Annotated in this window: 11 protein-coding genes and 2 pseudogenes; 9 read left to right on the top strand and 4 right to left on the bottom strand. The window is 68.9% G+C overall.

Annotated features, from left to right (window positions below):
• Positions 1–92: 92 nt before the first annotated feature.
• Positions 93–502, bottom strand: a pseudogene (locus RI138_RS02300) (transposase); the annotation flags it as partial.
• Positions 503–1,252: 750 nt separating this feature from the next.
• Between RI138_RS02300 and RI138_RS02295 the strand changes: the two are divergent.
• From RI138_RS02295 to RI138_RS02275, 5 genes are all read left to right on the top strand, one after another.
• On the top strand, positions 1,253–3,127 hold the full coding sequence (locus tag RI138_RS02295; RefSeq protein WP_311118552.1) for a 1-deoxy-D-xylulose-5-phosphate synthase: 1,875 nt from the start codon (positions 1,253–1,255) through the stop codon (positions 3,125–3,127).
• Positions 3,124–4,263, top strand: coding sequence for a flavodoxin-dependent (E)-4-hydroxy-3-methylbut-2-enyl-diphosphate synthase (ispG, locus tag RI138_RS02290; RefSeq protein ID WP_311118551.1), 1,140 nt, complete (start codon positions 3,124–3,126; stop codon positions 4,261–4,263). Before RI138_RS02295 ends, ispG begins: the two co-directional genes overlap by 4 nt.
• A complete protein-coding gene (locus tag RI138_RS02285) occupies positions 4,260–5,300 on the top strand; it encodes a polyprenyl synthetase family protein (protein ID WP_311118550.1) in 1,041 nt (346 codons plus the stop codon). Before ispG ends, RI138_RS02285 begins: the two co-directional genes overlap by 4 nt.
• Entirely contained in the window at positions 5,297–6,268 is a 972-nt protein-coding gene (locus RI138_RS02280; RefSeq protein ID WP_311118549.1) for a 4-hydroxy-3-methylbut-2-enyl diphosphate reductase, read from the top strand. Before RI138_RS02285 ends, RI138_RS02280 begins: the two co-directional genes overlap by 4 nt.
• Positions 6,269–6,684: 416 nt before the next feature.
• Positions 6,685–7,773, top strand: a complete 1,089-nt coding sequence (locus RI138_RS02275) for a terpene synthase family protein (RefSeq protein ID WP_311118548.1) — start codon at positions 6,685–6,687, stop codon at positions 7,771–7,773.
• Positions 7,774–7,782: 9 nt separating this feature from the next.
• Here RI138_RS02275 and RI138_RS02270 read toward each other — a convergent pair.
• The 3 genes and pseudogenes from RI138_RS02270 to katG form a co-directional block, all read right to left on the bottom strand.
• Positions 7,783–8,602: pseudogene (locus tag RI138_RS02270) on the bottom strand (IS5 family transposase).
• A gap of 75 nt (positions 8,603–8,677) precedes the next feature.
• On the bottom strand, positions 8,678–9,445 hold the full coding sequence (locus RI138_RS02265) for a bestrophin-like domain (RefSeq protein ID WP_311118547.1): 768 nt from the start codon (positions 9,443–9,445) through the stop codon (positions 8,678–8,680).
• Positions 9,446–11,673: 2,228 nt separating this feature from the next.
• Positions 11,674–13,929, bottom strand: a complete 2,256-nt coding sequence (gene katG, locus RI138_RS02260) for a catalase/peroxidase HPI (protein WP_311118546.1) — start codon at positions 13,927–13,929, stop codon at positions 11,674–11,676.
• A gap of 377 nt (positions 13,930–14,306) precedes the next feature.
• Here katG and RI138_RS02255 point away from each other — a divergent pair, with 377 nt between their 5' ends.
• From RI138_RS02255 to RI138_RS02240, 4 genes are all read left to right on the top strand, one after another.
• Positions 14,307–14,717: a Fur family transcriptional regulator gene (locus tag RI138_RS02255; RefSeq protein ID WP_311118545.1), complete on the top strand. Its 411-nt coding sequence runs from the start codon at positions 14,307–14,309 to the stop codon at positions 14,715–14,717.
• A 310-nt stretch (positions 14,718–15,027) separates the two neighbouring features.
• Positions 15,028–16,311, top strand: a complete 1,284-nt coding sequence (locus RI138_RS02250) for a pyroglutamyl peptidase (protein ID WP_311118544.1) — start codon at positions 15,028–15,030, stop codon at positions 16,309–16,311.
• Between the two features lie 204 nt (positions 16,312–16,515).
• Entirely contained in the window at positions 16,516–17,157 is a 642-nt protein-coding gene (locus RI138_RS02245) for a class I SAM-dependent methyltransferase (protein ID WP_311118543.1), read from the top strand.
• A 28-nt stretch (positions 17,158–17,185) separates the two neighbouring features.
• Positions 17,186–19,147 (top strand): acyl-CoA dehydrogenase family protein, encoded by a 1,962-nt coding sequence (locus RI138_RS02240; protein WP_311118542.1) that lies wholly within the window; start codon positions 17,186–17,188, stop codon positions 19,145–19,147.
• The last annotated feature ends 36 nt before the right edge of the window (positions 19,148–19,183 follow it).

The raw sequence follows: 19,183 nt of genomic DNA, 5'->3' as shown, positions 1-19,183 counted from the left end.
GCGACGCCCGACGTCGTCGCGGGCAGCCACCGGGCTCATGGCGGGCAGGAAACCCGGGCGGGAAACCCGGGCGGGCAGCGGGACATGCTCTGCAGGTGGACCTTCGAGCCGTACTTGCCCCGGTCGACAGGATTCGGACCTGTCAGGTCCCCCTTCTCAGGGCCCGTATGTTCACCGAGTCGATCGCGCACCGCGACCAGTCCAGCTCGCCACGGGCGCCGAGTTCGTCGAGGACCAGGCGGTGGACTTTGGCCCACCCCCTGGCCTTCGACCACTCCGAGAACCGCCGGTGGGCAGTCGCTCCGGACGGGCCGAACGACGCCGAAGGCAACTGTTGCCAGGTACAACCCGACGTAGCCACGAAGGCGATCGCGGCCAGCACCTCCCGGTCACCGTGCCGACGCCGACCACCGCCCTGAGGCCGGGGTGGCGGCTCCGGCACCACCCGCTGGAACAACTCCCACAACTCGTCCGGCACCAGCCGCTCAACGATCCCCACCATGACTCACAGACTACCGAGTCACCCAAATGAGATGCTCTGTACTGTAATAGCTTATTTCCACCATTCGGTACCTCCGGTGCTAAGGGCAACCCCAACAGCGGGGGGCGTGTGCAGCACACCGGGGGGCGTGCGCGATTCCTGCTGTGTCACCGGCGCGTATACAGCCGACCGGGCAGAGTACGGGCGGCTGCCGCTCTCTTCATTGCGGGTCGTACCCGAACCGGGGTCGGCCCTATGAAGCGGTCTGAAAAGAGGCGAAAAGGCAGTGCGACCTGGTGTTCACGCCCTTGTGGCCGACGGCGCGGCACCGTCAGAACGGTTTGGGGTCAGCCACTTGGACAATGCTGGAGCGCGTCGTGGCTACACGGCGGTTGGGGGCTGGTGATATCCGATGCCTCTACCGAGTCGTCCACCGGTGTGACACACAACGGACGCGGGGCGCCCATGAGGAAGGCCGGTTACGCCCTGTGCTTCCAGTACGCCCTTGGCTGGGGGGTACTGAGCGCTCCGATCTGCGGCACCTTTGAGGAAACGCTTTCCCGCAGCGTGGAGTTGTGGGCCATGACGGTCCGGTAACTCCTCGCGCATCTCTGCTGCGGAAGGAATCCCGTGATCATGCTTCTCACTGCCATGCCCTCGTATGGCACCAACCCGTCACCGTGCACAAACAGGAGGAGGTGCTGCTGCCTTGGACCGCCGGAAGTGCAACCGTGGTGTGCTCCGCTGTGCGGCCGAAGATCGGGAGGCGATATGACGGAGCTTTCCGAGGCCGACCCGTCCTCCCCGCCCGAGGGCGCCCATCTGCGAACTCTCGGAGGCCCGCAGGACGTGCGAGCCCTGCCGACCGCACAGCTCGCGGCCCTGGCCCAGGACATCCGTACCTTCCTGATCGAGAAGGTGTGTGCGGCCGGCGGGCACCTGGGCCCCAACCTAGGCGTGGTGGAGCTGACCATCGCCCTGCACCGCGTCTTCGACTCCCCCCGCGACGCGATCCTCTTCGACACCGGCCACCAGGCGTACGTCCATAAGATCCTGACCGGGCGCGCTGAAGGCTTCGACCGCCTGCGCCAGGCCGGAGGGCCGTCCGGCTATCCCTCACGGGCCGAGTCCGTGCACGACTGGTGCGAGAACTCCCACGCCTCCGCGTCTCTTTCCTACGCCGACGGCCTGGCCAAGGCCCATGAACTGCGCGGGTACCAGGACCGTTCGGTGGTCGTCGTCATCGGCGACGGAGCCATGACCGGCGGCATGGCCTGGGAAGCTCTGAACAACATCGGCGCCAGCCAGCGCCCGGTAGTCGTCGTCCTCAACGACAACGGCCGCTCCTACGCGCCCACCACCGGGGCTCTGGCTGACCACCTGCACACCCTCAAGCACCCCGGAACCCGCACCAGCACCCGTGACCGGGCGGCACCTAACCTGTTCACCCACCTCGGCTTCGTCTACCTGGGCCCCGTGGACGGACACGACACAGGCGCCCTGCAGGCCGCCCTGGACCAGGCACGCCTCCTGCGCCGTCCGGTGCTCGTCCATGCCGTCACCGTCAAGGGACGGGGCTTCGGGCCGGCCGAAGGTGACGAAGCGGACTGCCTGCACGCAGTCGGCACCGTGGACGCGGTCACCGGCCGGCCCACACCCGCCGCTGCGTCCGGGCCGCCTCCCGTGTCATGGACCAGCGTCTTCGGAAAGGCCTTGCTGGAGGTGGCCGGTGAACGCGAGGACGTGGTCGCCATCACCGCCTCCATGCTCCGTCCCACGGGCCTGTATCCGATGGCGGTGAAGTACCCCGACCGTGTCTTCGACGTCGGCATCGCCGAACAGCACGCCGTCACCTCCGCAGCCGGCCTGGCCATGGGCGGCCTCCACCCCGTCGTCGCCCTCTACTCCACCTTTCTGACCCGGGCCGCGGACCAGGTCCTCATGGATGTGGCCCTGCACCGGCTGCCGGTCACCTTCGTCCTGGACCGAGCCGGTATCACCGGCCCCGACGGCGCCTCCCATCACGGCATGTGGGATCTTTCCCTGCTGGGCATGGTGCCCGGCATGCGCATCGCCGCCCCCCGCGACAGCGGCCAGCTGCGGTCTCTGCTGCGTGAAGCAATCACACATGATGCGGGCCCCAGCGCCGTGCGCTTCCCCAAGGGGACGGCCGGCCCGGCCATCGAGGCCCTGCGCCGTACCGGCAGCGTCGATGTCCTGTCGGAGTCGGGAGTGCTGGATGTGCTTCTGGTGTCGTACGGACCGATGGCGCGCCAGTGCCTGCAGGCTTCCGCCCAGCTGACCGGCCAGGGCATCGGGGTAAGCGTCGTCGACCCCCGCTGGGTCAACCCGGTCGCGCCGGAACTGCTCGACCTGGCGGCCCGGCACCGATTAGTGATCACCGTGGAGGACCACTCCCGCAGCGGTGGCATCGGCAACGCGCTCGCCCAGAGCTTGCGGGACCATGCAGTCACCACCCCCCTCCACGCCCTGGGCCTGCCGAAAGCCTTCCTTCCGCACGGCCCGCGCGACGAACTGCTGGCCCAGACGGGCCTGTCGGCCGCCCAGATCACCTACGCGGTCCTGCGCGCCCGTGCTGGAAGACCCCTCGCGCACCCCGCGAGCACCGACGGGAGCCCCACATGACCGCCGTCGACCTGCCACTGCCCGATCTCCCCCGTGGTCCGGTACGCCGCCAATCCCGCCAGATCCACGTCGCCGGCGTCCCGGTCGGCGGTGACGCACCGGTTTCCGTACAGTCCATGACGACCACCCCGACCGCGAACGTGGACGCGACCCTGCAGCAGATAGCCGAACTGACCGCAGCCGGCTGTGACATCGTGCGCGTCGCCGTGCCCTCCCAGGACGATGCCGACGCTCTGCCCGCCATCGCTGCCAAGTCGAAGATCCCCGTCATCGCCGACATTCACTTCCAACCGCGTTACGTATTCGCCGCCCTGGACGCCGGCTGCGCAGCGGTACGGGTCAACCCGGGCAACATCAGATCCTTCGACGACAAGGTAAAGGAGATCGCGAAAGCCGCCGCAGCGGCCGGAGTACCCATCCGTATCGGCGTCAACGCGGGGAGTCTGGACCAGCGGCTGCTGGCCAAGTACGGCAAGGCCACCCCCCAGGCCCTGGCGGAGTCCGCACTGTGGGAATGCTCCCTGTTCGAGGAACACGGCTTCACCGACCTGAAGATCTCCGTCAAGCACCACGACCCCCTGACCATGGTCGCCGCCTACCGCCACCTCGCCGCCGCCTGCGACTACCCCCTCCACCTGGGCGTCACCGAAGCCGGGCCACCGCCCCAGGGAACCATCAAATCCGCGACCGCCTTCGCGATCCTCCTGGCCGAAGGAATCGGTGACACCATTCGCGTCTCCCTCACCGCACCCCCGGTCGAAGAGGTGAAGACCGGCATCCAGATCCTGCAGTGCCTGGGCCTGCGCCCCCGGCAGCTGGAAATCGTCTCCTGTCCATCCTGCGGCCGCGCCCAGGTCGACGTCTACGCCCTCACCGAACGCGTCACCGCCGCACTCGACGGCTTCCCGTACCCGCTGCGCGTCGCCGTCATGGGATGCGTCGTCAACGGACCCGGCGAAGCACGCGAAGCCGACCTCGGCGTCGCTTCCGGCAACGGCAAAGGCCAGATCTTCGTCAAGGGCGAAATCATCAAGACCGTTCCCGAGTCGAAGATCGTCGAAGCACTGGTCGAGGAAGCGATGCGCTTGGGCGAACAGCTTAGCGAGGAAACCAGCACCGAGGAGGGCCACGCATGAGCGCCCAAGCCCCGGCCGCCCTCTTCGACCAGAACGCCCTGCGTCGCGCGGTGGACACCACCCTCACCGAATTCTTGACCCGCCAGGCCCGCAACGCACACCGCCGAGGCCTGCCCCAGCAAGCAGCACAGGTCCTGGGCGACTTCATCCAAGCCGGAGGCAAACGCATCCGGCCCGTACTGTGCGTGGCCGGCTGGCAGGCCGCCGGCGGCACCGACACCCCCGAGCCGGTTCTCAAGGCGGCAGCATCCCTGGAAATGTTCCACGCCTTCGCCCTCATCCACGACGACATCATCGACGCCTCCGACACCCGCCGCGGCCGACCCACCATCCACCGCCAGGTCGGCACTGAAGCCGCCATCCTGATCGGCGACCTCGCCCTCGTACTCGCCGACGACCTCCTCCACACCGCCGGCCTGACCCCCGCCCAGCTCACTGCGGCCCTGCCCATCGCCAACACCCTGCGCGCCGACACCATCTACGGGCAGTACCTCGATATCACCCACGCAGGACAACCCCCCGCAGGCCCGGGCCCAGCACTGACGATCACCCGATACAAGACCGCGAAGTACACCATCGAGGGCCCTCTGCTGCTGGGAGCCGCGCTCGCCGGCACCTCCGGCGACACCCCCTGCGGACTGGCGCTGAGCGCCTACGGCATGCCCGTAGGCGAAGCCTTCCAGCTCCGCGACGACCTCCTGGGCGTCTTCGGTAACCCCGACGAGACAGGCAAACCCGCCCTGGACGACCTGAGAGAAGGCAAGGCCACCGTCCTGATGGCCCTCGCCCTGCAAAACGCCAACCCCACGCAACGCCGCACCCTGGTGCGCAACGTCGGCAACCCGCACCTGACCCACGACGGTGCGCAACAGGTACGTGCCGTCCTCACCGACACCGGAGCCCGCGCTGCGGTGGAGGACCTGATCGACCAGCGGTGTCAGATGGCCCTGGCCACGCTCGACACCGCCGACCTGCCCCCGCACATCACGGCGGAGCTGCGCTTCCTGGCCTTCAGCGCCACCGCGAGGACCGCATGACCACACCAGCAGAGCCCACAACACCGCGACCGGGCCGTGTCCTGCTCGCCTCCCCACGCGGCTGGTGCGCGGGCGTCGACCGCGCCGTACTGGCCGTCGAAAAGGCCCTGGAGCGCTACGGGCCGCCCATCTACGTCCGCCACGAGATCGTGCACAACAAGTACGTCGTGCATACGCTGCGCAAGAAGGGCGCGATCTTCGTCGAAAGGACGGACGAAGTCCCGGAAGGCGCCATCGTGATGTTCTCCGCCCACGGTGTCGCTCCATCCGTCCACGCCGAAGCCGCAGAGCGGAACCTCTCGACGATCGACGCCACCTGCCCACTGGTCACCAAGGTGCACAGGGAAGCCGTCCGGTACGCACGGGAGGGCTACGACATCCTCCTCATCGGCCACGAGGGACACGAAGAGGTCACCGGCACCTCCGGCGAAGCACCCGAACACATCACCCTGGTCGACGGACCGCAGGATGTCGCCAACCTGACCGTGCGCGACGAGACGAAACTCGTGTGGCTGTCGCAGACCACCCTGTCCGTCGACGAGACAATGGAAACCGTCCACGCCCTCAAGAAGAAGTTCCCCGACCTCCTCTCCCCGCCCAGCGACGACATCTGCTACGCCACACAGAACCGCCAGACCGCCGTGAAGAAGCTGGCCGAGGACGCCGACCTCATCATCGTCGTCGGCTCCAAGAACTCCTCCAACTCCGTCCGCATGGTCGAGGTCGCCCGTGATGCTGGCGCTCCCGCCGCACACCTGGTGGACACCGCGGAAGAGATCGACGAAGCCTGGCTCGAGAACGTCACCACGATCGGCCTGACCTCCGGCGCCTCAGCACCCGACATCCTTGTCGACGGCGTCCTCCGCTGGCTCGCCGAACACGGCTACAGCGATGTCGAGACCGTGACGACCGCCGACGAGTCCATCACCTTCGCCCTCCCACAAGAACTGCGCCGCAACCTGCTCTGACGGCCCAAGCCGCAACCACCAGCCACACACGCAGACCCATCCCCAGCTCCCACACTCCGGAAAGCACCGAGGCGCAACCGCTCTGCCCTCCAACAGCGCGGACCCGGCCCACTGCCTCGCCAGGCGCACAACACGTCAAAGCCATGCCCCGGCAGCCTCATGATCCGTGCGGCCCTTGCCTAACGGTTGCATCGCCGAACGACGCCGACGAACCGCCCCCGGTGCGCTCGCGAGCCATTGCGGGCATCGACCCTCACAGACCAGACGTGCACGCCGTTCCACGAGGGCCCGACCTCAACAACGACTCGAAGACGCACAGAACCGCACCGCACCCGAACCACAAGCGCTGCCGCTCTCCCCCCACCTGCACCCTCACGGGGCAGAAGTTCTCGATCCAGGAAGGAACCACTCACGCCATGGACAAAAGCATCACCATCCCGCCGTTGTGGTGCCCGCTCGAACTTCGCGTTCGAGAGGGTGCCGACGTGTTCGACGCCCGCTCCCTCGCCTGGATGGAACGACACGGGATGGACGAGACCTCACTGAGCCGGGCCGCCGCCACCGACACCGGATTCCTCGCCTGCAGCTGGGCGCCCGACGGCACCGAGGAAGGGGTGCAGGCTCTGTCCGACTGGCTCATGTGGGCCCTGCTATACGACGACTACTACTGCGACGGCGGCCCTCACGCCTCCCAGCCCGGCACGTTCAACACCATCGCGGCCCGCATGATGGCACGCGCCCTCTATCCCGCCACCACAGCGACCGGAGACCCCGCCTTCGATGCGTTCGCCTCCTCCCTGGGGGACCTCATGCGGCGCATCCACACCCTCGCCGATCCCGCCCTGGCCCACCTCTGCGCCCTCGCCCACTACCAATGGGCAACCGGGACCATGTGCGGAGTGAGCGACAGGTCCACCCACGCCGTACGCACCATGGAAGACCACCTGCTCATTCGCCCCTCGGACGGAGCTTCCATCCTGTCAGGGCACATGATCGAAGTGGCGGACGGGACGATACTTCACGCGCACGAACGATCGCGCCCCGAAGTCCACGCTTTGGTCCAGGCGGCCGGCATCCTGCTGACGGTCCCCACCGACCTGCCCTCCTACGCGCGGGAACAGCACCAGCAGTCACTGGAATCCAACATCGTCCACATCCTCGCCGTCCAGAACTCCCTTTCCGTCCAGGAGGCCACCTATCAGGCGTGCGCCCTCCTGGAGACCGTCATGGAGTTCTTCATAGCCATGCGGACACAGCTACGCAAGGACGCCTCCCCCGCCCTGCTGCGTTACACCGACCAGATGACCAACATGGTGCGAGGCACCTACGAGTGGCAACGCTTCCTCCCGCGGTACAGCACCATGTTCGGCCTCTCCGGCACCGCAGACACTGGCGCCATCGCCCGACCCGAAACAGCCCTCCACGACATCACCCCGGCACAAACCCACGCCTACGCGGAGAAGCCCGCTCCCATAACGTGGTGGTGGGAACTGCTCAGCGCCTAAGACCGTGTCCTATGTGGTGAGGCGAGCGAGTCGTTTGTAGCAGCAGAGGGTGGCGGCGAGTCCGAGGAAGGCCAGGTAGTTGCGGGGGTGGCGTTCGTAGCGGTGGTTGAGTCTGCGGTAACCGGTGAGCCAGGACATGGTGCGTTCGATGACCCATCGTCGGCGGCCTAACCGTTCGCTGGACTCGACTCCCTTGCGGGCGATGCGGACGCCGATGTGCCTGCCCCATAGCCATTTCCGCAGGTGAGGAACGTCGTATGTCTTGTCCGCATGGAGGCGCCTGGGTTTGAAGTAGCGTCCGCGGTGGGGGTCGTGTCTCGTTTGGTGACCCGTGATCATGGGCTTCAGCGCGAGGCTGTGGTGGGTGTTTGCCGCGGAGAGGCCGACGAGTAGGGGCAGTCCGTTCGCGTCCGACAGGACGTGCATCTTGGAACCCGGCCTACCCCGGTCCACGGGGCTCGGACCTGTGAGTTCGCCCCTCTCTCAGCCCTCACGTGGGCGGAATCGAGCACGGCCCGGGACAGGTCGAGCAGGCCGACGTCGTCCAGGCGGTGCAGGATCTCCTCGTGCAGCCGGCCCCGGACACCGGCTCTCGACCAGATCAGGAACCTGCGGTGGGCCGTCGACTTCGATATCCCGAAGCACGGCGGCAGTGCCCGCCAGGCGCATCCGCTGACCAGGACGTAGATGATCGCGGCGAACAGCGTCTCATCAGGCGTGTCCTGTGTCCCGCCGCCCTAAACAGCCTTACCTTCGACGGCGGGATCAGCGGCTCCGCGATCTCCCACAACCCGTCCGGAACAATCCAACTCCACGTACCCCGCCCCATGATGAGCCCAACCTGGCAGCACCGCATAGGACACGGTCTTAGCCTCGAAGTTTCACGACGTTCGCACCGCACCCACTATCCGGCCGCGTCGAGCTGATCGAACCGTGCCAGTGTCTGACGGAAAGCGTCCGGCTCGATACCGAGGGGCGGGGTGAAGGAGTGCCGGAGGCTCGCCACCAAGTACACGGCGAATCCCAAGACGGTGCCGAGGAGAACCATCACCAGCATATGCCGCGGACCGGCGTTGATACCGACCAATGCGGGGAACAGGACGACCAGCACGGCTGTGGCGATCAAGGCGTAGAAGATCGGAACCGGGACAGCCCATCTCATGTCACTGGACCGCTGATTCCGGGACACGATCACGTCGTCCAGCTCGGTTCTGACCACTTCCTTGGCCTTCTCCTGCTCATCGTCCGCTGTCCGCGCGTGCGTAACGAGCAGTCGCGCCTCGTCGAGCGCGCTGGCGGCCCGCAGACTCATCTCCTGGTTCCTCATGAGAGACCATTCAGGCCCAGCCACCTCCCGCGTGTACGTCCTCAGTTGCTCACGAGTCTGTGAACGGACTTCCAGCGGCAGCCCGCGGGCATCGGCGTAGGCCGCCTCCAGATTCCTGGCCTCCTGATACGTGTGGTCGACGGCGGAATTGCGCTGCTGCCAGGAACTCGCCACCAGGAAAGCCGCCGTCAGGACGAACAACGCCAGTGTCGCACTTCCCACGAAAGTCAGTGCGGGAGCTTCCAGATGCGCCTTCTTCGAGGCCTCGCTGCGCGACAGCGCCCACGTCAGTCCGCACGCTGTCGCTGCACCGAAAAATGCGTAGAAGAGACCCCAGCCGAGCATGTCAGTTCTCTTTCTTCTGGGACTGCGAACTGCGTGAGTCGAGAGTCATTGCTACCAGGACAGCGGGGACGATGACCATCAAGAAGGCCATGATCGCCCAGTCCAGAGTGTTCACGAGTCCGCCGCCGGTCGGCGGGGACGGCAAGGCGGACCGGGCCGCGCCCTGCGGGCGTGAGGCGGGGGAGGCGGTCGGCGTGGTGACGGGGCGGTCGCCGGGAACCGGTCCGCCGGGGCGTGATCCCGGTGGGAATCGCTGTCCGGGTTCGGCGAGGTACGGCGGTGCGAGGAACTCACCGGCCACCCCCGCCTCGGCAGCGGCCGCTCCGGATACGGCGACTGGCGCCCGGGGGCCCGGTGGAAGTACGCCGGTCACGGGGTCCGCACCGCCAGGTCCAGGGCCGGGAGCCGACGAGCCCTCTAGCGGGAGTGCGGGAAGAGTCGTGATGAGAGGGGGTGTGGCACGGGGAGGGGCTGTGGGCGGGAGTCGCCCGTCCGGGCGTGTCGCCGAGGATGTGGCACGGGGAGAGGCGGTGGCCCGGGGCGGCCCGTCCTGGCGAGCCGCGGCGGGCGGGCCGGGCACGGAGTATCCCGCCGCCGCCTTGGCCGCGAGCGCGAGCGGGGGTAGCAACGATCCCGTTGTGGAAACCGCTCGGTCTGCCGTGGTACCGGATGCCCGAGCCACAGATGCATGACGACCAGGACTGTCCGGAGCCGCGGCCCAGCACTCGACATTCCCGCCAGTCGGCAAGCGTTTGGGAAGGCCCGCACCCGAAGAGCACTTCAGCGTACCGGCCTCGCGCAACAGCGGGTCCCGTAGTCGCAGGTTCTCCAGCCCGGCGGGGCCGGTGTACGTCAGACGATAGAAGAGACGTTTCTGCGACGCCGAACGGCGCAGGGTCAACTTGGCGGAGTGGGCGTTGTACCCCGCAGAGGTGGCGACCTGGGCGCGGCCGTACTCCTTCCTTGTCGCGATGCCCGTTGCCGTGACCTGACCGATGTGACGTCCTGCCAGGGCGACGATCGTCGCGCGGCACGTCATCGTGCCCAGCGGCTTCAGAGAAGTCTGGGGACACCGAATGTTCCCACCGGTGACCTGGGCATCGCGCACCTCGATATTCCGCAGCCCGTATTCCGCCAGATTCCGCAGTTGGTATACACGAATCAACTGCTGCCGCTCCCGGACCTGAACTCCGGGAGCGGTGACACTGTTGGTGGATACTGCAATTTTGAGTGCGTCCCTGTCCGTACCTCCCATCGGCACTGAACCAAGCAGGCACACCGCGACGCCAGACAACACCATTGCCCGTGTTACACCAGACGGCTTGCGACCGAATTTCACGCACTTATTATGCGATCAAGGGATCAACTTAGGAATTCGCCACACGGGCGGCACCTCGACCGTTCCGCAGGCCGTGTTCGGGATCTCGCTGATGGACACGTGAGGTCGTCGGGGCTGGGTCGGCCGCGGGTGAGCCGGGGGACCATTCTCGCGAACCGTTCATGGTCTCACGGCATATCCGGCAGCTCTGGTCTCAGGCGCGTGGGCCGCGGGCCCGGCAGAGCGAGACGCGGCCTGACTCCCCCCGCCTGCCCGGGCCGCGGCAACGGTAGGCGGCCGATTGCCTGCCTGGTGCGCTCAGGCCAGCAGCGGCATGCCTGCGAGCCCCGTGAGACTGTCGGCATCCCTTCGTGGCGACCGGGACGACCGGGACGATCCGGCCCGGCCCGGCGGACCGGCCGAGCCCACGGCCGCCGACGGCGTTCGCGTGCAGGTCGTGGGCAGCGCACAGCGGCCCGGCCGGGTACTGGCGTCCATCGACGACCTGGTCGCATCCTCCAGGGCCGCGGGCGCGACGGTCGAAGTCCACCGGTCCGGCCCCGCCCGGTCGTTGGCCCCGGCGGCCGATCACGCGTCCTACCGTGTGGCCCGGGAGGGGCCTGGCCAACGCTCGCAAGCACGCGCCGGGCGCCCCGATCAGCCTCGCCTTGCGGTACGAGTCCGACACCTTGATCGTGGTGGTTACGAACGGGCCTCCGGAGGGAGGGAGTTCGGCTGCCCCACCGGCGATCGGCGGCGGCGAGGGACTGACCGGCATGGCAACGCATCCGGCTGCTGTGACGGAAGGCTGGTCAGGATGCTGACGTTCAACGGCGAACTGCTCTGACGTGCTGTGGGGTCGGTGCGTGTGCGCACCGACCCCACAGCCGCAGTATGCCGGTCGAGCAGATCAGTTCAGGTCGAACCGGTCGAGGTCCATGACCTTGGCCCAGGCGGCGACGAAGTCCGTCACGAACTTCTGCCGCGCGTCGTCGCTCGCGTAGACCTCGGCAAGGGCGCGGAGTTCGGAGTTGGAGCCGAAGACCAGGTCGGCGCGCGTGCCGGTCCACTTGACCTTGCCGGTCGCGTCGCGGGCCTCGAACTCGTCCTGCGCCGACGACGTCGACTTCCAGGTGATGCCCAGGTCGAGCAGGTTCACGAAGAAGTCGTTGGTCAGCGTGCCCGGGCGGTCGGTGAGGACGCCGTGCTTCGAGCCGCCGGTGTTGGCGCCCAGCACCCGCAGACCGCCGACCAGGACGGTGGTCTCCGGGGCGCTCAGCGTCAGCAGGTTGGCCCGGTCGAGCAGCAGGTACTCGGCGGGCAGGCGGGTGCCCTTGCCGACGTAGTTGCGGAAGCCGTCGTACGCGGGTTCCAGGGCGGAGAAGGACTCGATGTCCGTCTGCTCCTGCGTGGCGTCGACCCGGCCCGCGGTGAACGGCACCTGTACGTCGACTCCTGCGTCCTTGGCCGCCTGCTCGACGGCCGCGTTGCCCGCGAGGACGATCAGGTCGGCCAGCGAGACCTGCTTTCCGCCCTTGGCGTTGAAGGACTCCTGGAGACCTTCCAGGACGCGCAGGACCTGGGCCAGCTCGTCCGGGTCGTTCGCCTCCCAGCCACGCTGCGGCTCCAGACGGACCCGGGCGCCGTTGGCGCCGCCGCGCTTGTCGCTGCCGCGGAAGGACGCGGCCGAGGCCCAGGCCGCCGAGACCAGCTGCGCCACTGTCAGGTCCGTGGCGAGCACCTGCTCCTTGAGCGCGGTGATCTCCGTGGCGTCCAGCGGCTCCTCGGTGCGCGCGGGCAGGGGGTCCTGCCACAGCAGCACCTCGGAAGGTACCTCCGTGCCCAGGTAGCGCTGGATCGGGCCCATGTCGCGGTGCGTCAGCTTGTACCAGGCGCGGGAGAAGGCGTCCGCGAACTCGTCCGGGTTCTCGTAGAAGCGGCGCGAGATCTGCTCGTAGGCCGGGTCGAAGCGCAGCGACAGGTCGGTGGTGAGCATCTGCGGCTTGTGCTTCTTCGACGCGTCGTGTGCGTCCGGGATGGTCGCCTCCGCGTCCTTGGCGACCCACTGGTGCGCACCGGCCGGGGACTTGGTCAGCTCGTACTCGTAGGCGAAGAGGTTGTGGAAGAACTCGTTGCCCCACTTCGTCGGGGTGCTGGTCCAGGTCACCTCCAGACCGCTGGTGATGGCGTCCCCGCCCTTGCCCGACTTGTACGAGCTGCGCCAGCCCAGGCCCTGCTCCTCCATCGGAGCGCCCTCGGGGTCCGCGCCGACGCTCTCGGCCGGGCCCGCGCCGTGCGTCTTGCCGAAGGTGTGGCCACCGGCGATGAGGGCGACGGTCTCCTCGTCGTTCATCGCCATCCGGCGGAAGGTCTCGCGGATGTCGCGGGCGGCCGCGATCGGGTCCGGGTTGCCGTTGGGGCCTTCGGGGTTGACGTAGATCAGGCCCATCTGGACCGCGCCGAGCGGGTTCTCCAGCTCACGGTCGCCGGTGTAGCGCTCGTCGTCGAGCCAGGTGGTCTCCGGGCCCCAGTAGACGTCCTCCTCCGACTCCCAGACGTCCTCGCGGCCGCCGGCGAAGCCGAAGGTCTTGAAGCCCATGGTCTCCAGGGCGACGTTTCCGGTGAGGATCAGCAGGTCGGCCCAGGACAGCGCCTGGCCGTACTTCTTCTTGACCGGCCACAGCAGACGGCGGGCCTTGTCCAGGTTGCCGTTGTCCGGCCAGCTGTTCAGCGGGGCGAAGCGCTGCTGACCGGCGCCCGCGCCACCGCGGCCGTCGCTGATGCGGTACGTGCCCGCGCTGTGCCAGGCCATCCGGATCATCAGCGGTCCGTAGTTGCCGAAGTCGGCGGGCCACCAGTCCTGCGACGTGGTGAGCACCTCGGCGATGTCCCGCTTCACCGCGGGCAGGTCGAGCGACTGGAACGCGGCCGCGTAGTCGAAGTCCGCACCGAGCGGGTTCGCCACGGCGGGGTTCTTGGCAAGGATCTTCAGATTGAGGCGGTCCGGCCACCACTGGCGGTTCCCCCCGCCCTGAGTGGGGTGCGCCGCGCGGCCGTGGGCCACGGGGCAGCCGGCCGCCTGCGCCTCGGGCACCTCCGGGATGGCCGTCTCGGGCGAATCCGGGGTGACGGGATCAAAGACATGCGACTCGTGATTGTCGGTCATGGGAAATCCTTCCGGACCCGGCGGGTCGTGGGGGCGCTGAACGGGGGAGGAGGATTCGGGCCGTGCAGGTGGGGGCACGCTGTTTCCAGGATCTCGCGCGGGCCGTCCGAGTGCCTCGCGGACCACCGGACCGGACGGTCCCGGCCGTGCGACGAGGGCGGTGCTCGACCGGCGGTCTCCCGTCACGTGTCTCTGCTGCCGTACCGGAGTCTTCCTGTCTCTATCTCTTGGATGTCGCCGAGATCGATCCTACAATGGACTTCGTCCAAGTCAAGAAGTGCGCTAAAACCATAACGGCCGGGGCGTGGCGTCACCGGATCCTGCCGGAGGCCGCGTGTCTCCAGGTGTCTCCAGCGAAGCGAAGCAGGTGAAACGAGATGAGCGACCTCCTTGAGCGGCTGCGCGGCCGTGGCTGGCGGCTGACCTCACAGCGGCGTGTCGTCGCGGAGGTCCTCGACGGCGACCACGTGCACCTGACGGCGGACGAGGTGCACCTGCGGGCCGCCGCGCGACTGCCCGAGATCTCCCGCGCGACCGTCTACAACACGCTGGGGGAGCTCGTCGTGCTCGGCGAGGTGCTGGAGGTCTCCACCGTGGGCCGGGCCAAGCGCTACGATCCGAACGCGCGCCGCCCCCATCAGCACCTGGTGTGCTCCGGCTGCGGCGCGGTGCGCGACGTCCACCCGTCCGGCGACGCCATCGGTGACCTGCCCGAGGCCGAGCGGTTCGGGTTCGCCGTCGGGTCGGTGGAGATCACCTATCGCGGCTTGTGCCCGGCCTGCGCCTGACCGCGGCGGTGTAACGCCCCCAGGGGAACCCGGCTACGCACCAGCATCGACAGTGCCGACAGCCGACGGTGCCGACAGCATCCGGGCGCTCGGGTGCTCGGGCGGCTTTCGAGTGGCCGCCGGCCGCTCCCGCTCCCAGCGTCCGTGCGGCCGGGGGCGCATGACGCAGGCTGTCACGCACGCCCGGGCGTGCGTGAGGTGTCGCCCCTGCCCGACGTGCCGGAGGGAGTCCTGCCCCATGGCGCCACCTCCGGCAGTGCCGCGATACTGCGGGCCCAACCGTTCTGTCGAATCTCTCGAAAGGGCCCACGTGACGCACCGGTTTCCCGCAATCACCCGGCTCGGCCTCGGCGGCGTGACGCTCCTGCTCGTCCTCGCGGGCTCCGTCCTGCCTGCCACGGCGTCGTCTGCCACAGCGACCCCCGCCGGCGCCGACCGCAGCACCGTACAGCCCACCGTCGAGGAGCAGCGCCTCGACCGGGCCGCCCCGCAGGAGATCCTGCGGCGCAGCGGATTCGACATCCTCGCCCCGCGCTTCGCCCGTGCCCTGGAGGGCGCCCGCAGCTACGCGCGGACGGAGCGGCTGGTGACGCGCCACGCCTCGGCGCTGTGGCGGCGGGCCGTGGACCGAGCCCAGGGCCGCGGACCCGCCAGGGGCGACCTGAGCCGGGGCGATGACCGCCCGTTGTACTGGGCACGGCTCGCCCTCAGCCGCGAACTGCGTACATGGACACCTCGGTTCGGGCTGGACGACCAGCAGCGCAGGGCCCTGCTCACCGCGCTGGAGACCTCTTCGCGCGGCGAGGAGGACATCCGCCATCCCGGCCGTCAGGTGAAGCGGGTCCTCATCACCGGCTTCGACCCGTTCACGTTGGACAGGGACGTCCGGATCGGCAATCCTTCGGGCGCGAGCGCGCTCGCCCTGGACGGCACCCTGGTGCACACCGCCAAGGGCCCGGCCCGGATAGAGGCTGTCGTCTTCCCGGTGCGCTGGACGGACTTCGCCGAGGGAGCGGTCGAACGGGCCCTCGCCCGGCACCTGCCGCACCTGGACGCCTTCACCACCATCAGCCAGGGCCGCCCGGGCCGATTCGACGTGGAGCGCACCAACGGCGCCTGGCGCGGTGGCTTCCCGGACAACGAGAACCTCGTCCGCACCGGGACCGTCCCCGTCACCGACCCCGCGTCGCAGCCGCAGTGGACCTCCAGCACCCTCCCGTACCGTCGGCTCACCGAGGCGGACACGGGCCGCTTCCCGGTGTACGACAACACCGAGGTCACCGAGATCCCGGCGGGCGCGACCCAGCCGGTGACCAGGCCGGAAGGGCCCACTCCCGGTTCCACCGCGCGGGCCGGGGGCGGGGGCGACTACCTCTCCAACGAGATCGCCTACCGGGCCACCCTGCTGCGCGACCGGATGGGGCTCTCGAAGCTGCCCGGCGGTCATCTGCACACGCCGGTCCTGACCTTCGGAGCGGGGAACGAGAACCCGGCGACGGGCGGTGTCACCGACCCGGACTTCGAGCGCAACCGCTCGGACATCGTGCGGCAGATACGGGCACTGGTGAAGACGGCGGTGAGCGCGGCCCCTTGAGCCCGCGCCCCCGCCGTCCAGCCGTAGCGATCGGCAGCGCCACCGGCGGCCGTCCAGCCGTACCCGTACCCGACGACGTAACCATCGCTGGGAGGGTGGCGCTGCCCGGTGGGTCTGACAACTGCGATGATCCAGGGGTCCACACATTCCCCTTGAAGCACGTTCCCGCACTCATGGGGCGGGGCTGACCGGAGGCACGCTGACATGACCGGGAAACGGGACCGCTGGGCGGAACTGACCGGCGGACGGGCCGGAGAGCAGTACGCCCGGCGTTTCGCGCGGCTTGCCGAATCGGGGCACGACATCCACGGCGAGGCCGCGTTCTGCGACGCGCTGCTGGAGCCTGCCGCCCGGGTGCTCGACGCCGGCTGCGGCACCGGAAGGGTGGCGATCCGGCTCGCCGAACTGGGTCACCGCTGCACCGGCGTGGATGTCGACTCCTCGATGCTCGCCGTCGCCCGCCGCGAGGCCCCCGCGCAGGAGTGGCTGCTCGGGGACCTGGCCCGCACGGACTCCCTCGGGCTGGAGCCGGACTTCGACCTGGTGCTCGCCGCCGGGAACGTCATCCCTCTCCTGGCCGCAGGCACCGAAGCGGATGTCATCGGGCAGCTGTCCGCCCTGCTGCGGCCCGGCGGGCTGCTGGTCACGGGCATGGGACTGGACGCCGCGCACCTGCCCCTGACCGAAGCGCCCTTCGGTCTCGCGGACTTCGACGAGTGGTGTGTGCGGGCCGGACTGGCCCTGCGGCGGCGCTACGCGACCTGGAGCGGCGACCCCTACGTCCCGGGCTGCGGTTACGCCGTCAGTGTGCACGTAGGCCCTGCCCGCGAGGGTGGTGTCGCTTGATCGTTCCCGGACGGGGTAGCGAAGCGGTATGACCACTGACGAAACCTCTCCCGCTCCCGGCGGCTACACCCAGCCGGAGCTCGACGTCCGGGCGCTGACCGAGGTGCTCGACGGCGAGTACGCCGAGGTCCGCGATCTGGTCCGGAGCAACCTGGTGGCGCACGCCTCGGTTCTCGACGAGGCCGACGAGCTCGGCATCGACGCGTACCGCGAGCGGGTGCGCGAACTCGTGGTCGAGATGGCGGCCACGGGGCAGACCGGTATGGGCTTCCCGAGGCAGTACGGCGGGGGCGGCGACGTCGGGGCCTCGATCGCCGCGTTCGAGACGCTCGCCTTCGGCGATCTGTCGGTGCTGGTGAAGGTCGGTGTGCAGTTCGGGCTCTTCGGCGGCGCGATCCTGCATCTGGGCACCGAGCGCCACCACGACGCCTATCTCCCGGACCTGATCACCGGGAGGCTGATGGGATGCTTCGCGATGACCGAGACCGGGCACGGCTCGAATGTGCAGGCGCTCGGCACGGTCGCTCGGTACGACGCCGCCGCGCAGGAGTTCGTCATCACCACCGAGGGCGACCAGGCGCGCAAGGACTACATCGGCAACGCGGCCCGCCACGGTGAACTGGCAGTCGTCTTCGCCCAGCTGGAGGTGGGCGGGGCGGCCGAGGGCGTGCACGCGTTCGTCGTACCGATCCGGGCCGGCGGCGAGGTGGCGCCCGGCGTCGGCATCGAGGACGACGGCCGCAAGATGGGCCTCAACGGCGTGGACAACGGGCGCATCCGGTTCGACGGTGTGCGGGTGCCCCGCGAGGCGCTGCTCAACCGGTTCGCCGACGTCACTCCGGAAGGCGTCTACCGGAGCACGATCGACAACCCCGACCGCCGCTTCTTCACCATGCTCGGCACTCTGGTCCAGGGGCGGGTCAGCGTCGGCGGCGCCGGGGTCGGCGCCGCGAAGGTCGCCCTGGCGGTCGCCACGAAGTACGCCCTGCGGCGCCGCCAGTTCGCGGCGAGTTCGCAGGGGGAGGAGCAACTGCTCCTCGACTACGGTCTGCATCAGCGCCGTCTGCTGCCGCTCATCGCGCGTACTTACGCACTGCACTTCGCGCAGGATGTCGTACGTACGCAGCTGCACGACGTCTTCTCCGGCATCGAGGACGACCCGCAGGCGCGGCGCCGCCTGGAGTCACGGGCCGCCGGAACCAAGGCGCTCGGCACCTGGCACGCCACCCGGGTGATCCAGGAGTGCCGCGAGGCGTGCGGCGGCGCCGGCTATCTCGCCGTCAACCGGTTCGCCGCTCTCAAGGCCGACAGCGACATCTTCACCACCTTCGAGGGCGACAACCACGTCCTGCTCCAGCTCGTCGCCAAGGGCCTGCTCACTGACTACGCGAGCGAGTTCGAGGACCTGGACCAGCTCGGCATGGTCCGCTACGTCACCAACCTCGCCGTCGAGACGGTCATCGAGAAGACGTCGGCCCACAAACTGCTCGAACGGGTACGTGATCTACTGCCCGGTGGCGACGCGTGGGACCAGGAAGCGGGCCTGCTCGACTCGGAGTACCAGCTCGCCATGGTCCGCTACCGCGAGGAGCACCTGCTCGCCGGGGTGGCCCGCAGGCTCAAGAGCGGGATCGACCGGAAGCGCGATGCGGGCGCTGTCTTCTCCGAGGTGCAGGACCATGTCATCGCCGTCGCCCACGCCCATGTCGAGCGGCTGGTGCTGGAGGCCTTCGTCGAGAAGGTGCGTACGCTGCCCGAGGGCGGCAACAAGGTCGCGCTGGGCCTGCTGTGCGACCTGTTCGCCCTGTCCACGATCGAGGCGGACCGGGCGTGGTTCATGGAACACGGCCGGCTGACCGTCCAGCGTTCCAAGGCGATCACCCGTGAGGTGAACGACCTCTGCCGCAAGGTCCGGCCCCTCGCGGGCGCCCTCGTCGACGCCTGGGGTGTCCCGGCCGTCATGCTGCGGGCTCCGGACCTGGTGGGCTGACCCGGAACACAGCGGTGGCCGTGGCTCCGGGCCCGG

Source organism: Streptomyces durocortorensis, assembly GCF_031760065.1.
GTDB lineage: Bacteria > Actinomycetota > Actinomycetes > Streptomycetales > Streptomycetaceae > Streptomyces.
Note: the sequence above shows the minus strand (reverse complement) of the source record. Positions and strands in the feature narration are given on the sequence as shown.

What these genes read in the sequence shown, in the direction of transcription:
- ispG (WP_311118551.1), top strand. Translation starts at nt 3,124, where the DNA reads ATGACCGCCGTCGACCTGCCACTGCCCGATCTCCCCCGTGGTCCGGTA.
- RI138_RS02295 (WP_311118552.1), top strand. Translation starts at nt 1,253, where the DNA reads ATGACGGAGCTTTCCGAGGCCGACCCGTCCTCCCCGCCCGAGGGCGCC.
- RI138_RS02245 (WP_311118543.1), top strand. Translation starts at nt 16,516, where the DNA reads ATGACCGGGAAACGGGACCGCTGGGCGGAACTGACCGGCGGACGGGCC.
- RI138_RS02255 (WP_311118545.1), top strand. Translation starts at nt 14,307, where the DNA reads ATGAGCGACCTCCTTGAGCGGCTGCGCGGCCGTGGCTGGCGGCTGACC.
- RI138_RS02280 (WP_311118549.1), top strand. Translation starts at nt 5,297, where the DNA reads ATGACCACACCAGCAGAGCCCACAACACCGCGACCGGGCCGTGTCCTG.
- RI138_RS02265 (WP_311118547.1), bottom strand. Translation starts at nt 9,445, where the DNA reads ATGCTCGGCTGGGGTCTCTTCTACGCATTTTTCGGTGCAGCGACAGCG.
- RI138_RS02275 (WP_311118548.1), top strand. Translation starts at nt 6,685, where the DNA reads ATGGACAAAAGCATCACCATCCCGCCGTTGTGGTGCCCGCTCGAACTT.
- RI138_RS02240 (WP_311118542.1), top strand. Translation starts at nt 17,186, where the DNA reads ATGACCACTGACGAAACCTCTCCCGCTCCCGGCGGCTACACCCAGCCG.
- katG (WP_311118546.1), bottom strand. Translation starts at nt 13,929, where the DNA reads ATGACCGACAATCACGAGTCGCATGTCTTTGATCCCGTCACCCCGGAT.
- RI138_RS02285 (WP_311118550.1), top strand. Translation starts at nt 4,260, where the DNA reads ATGAGCGCCCAAGCCCCGGCCGCCCTCTTCGACCAGAACGCCCTGCGT.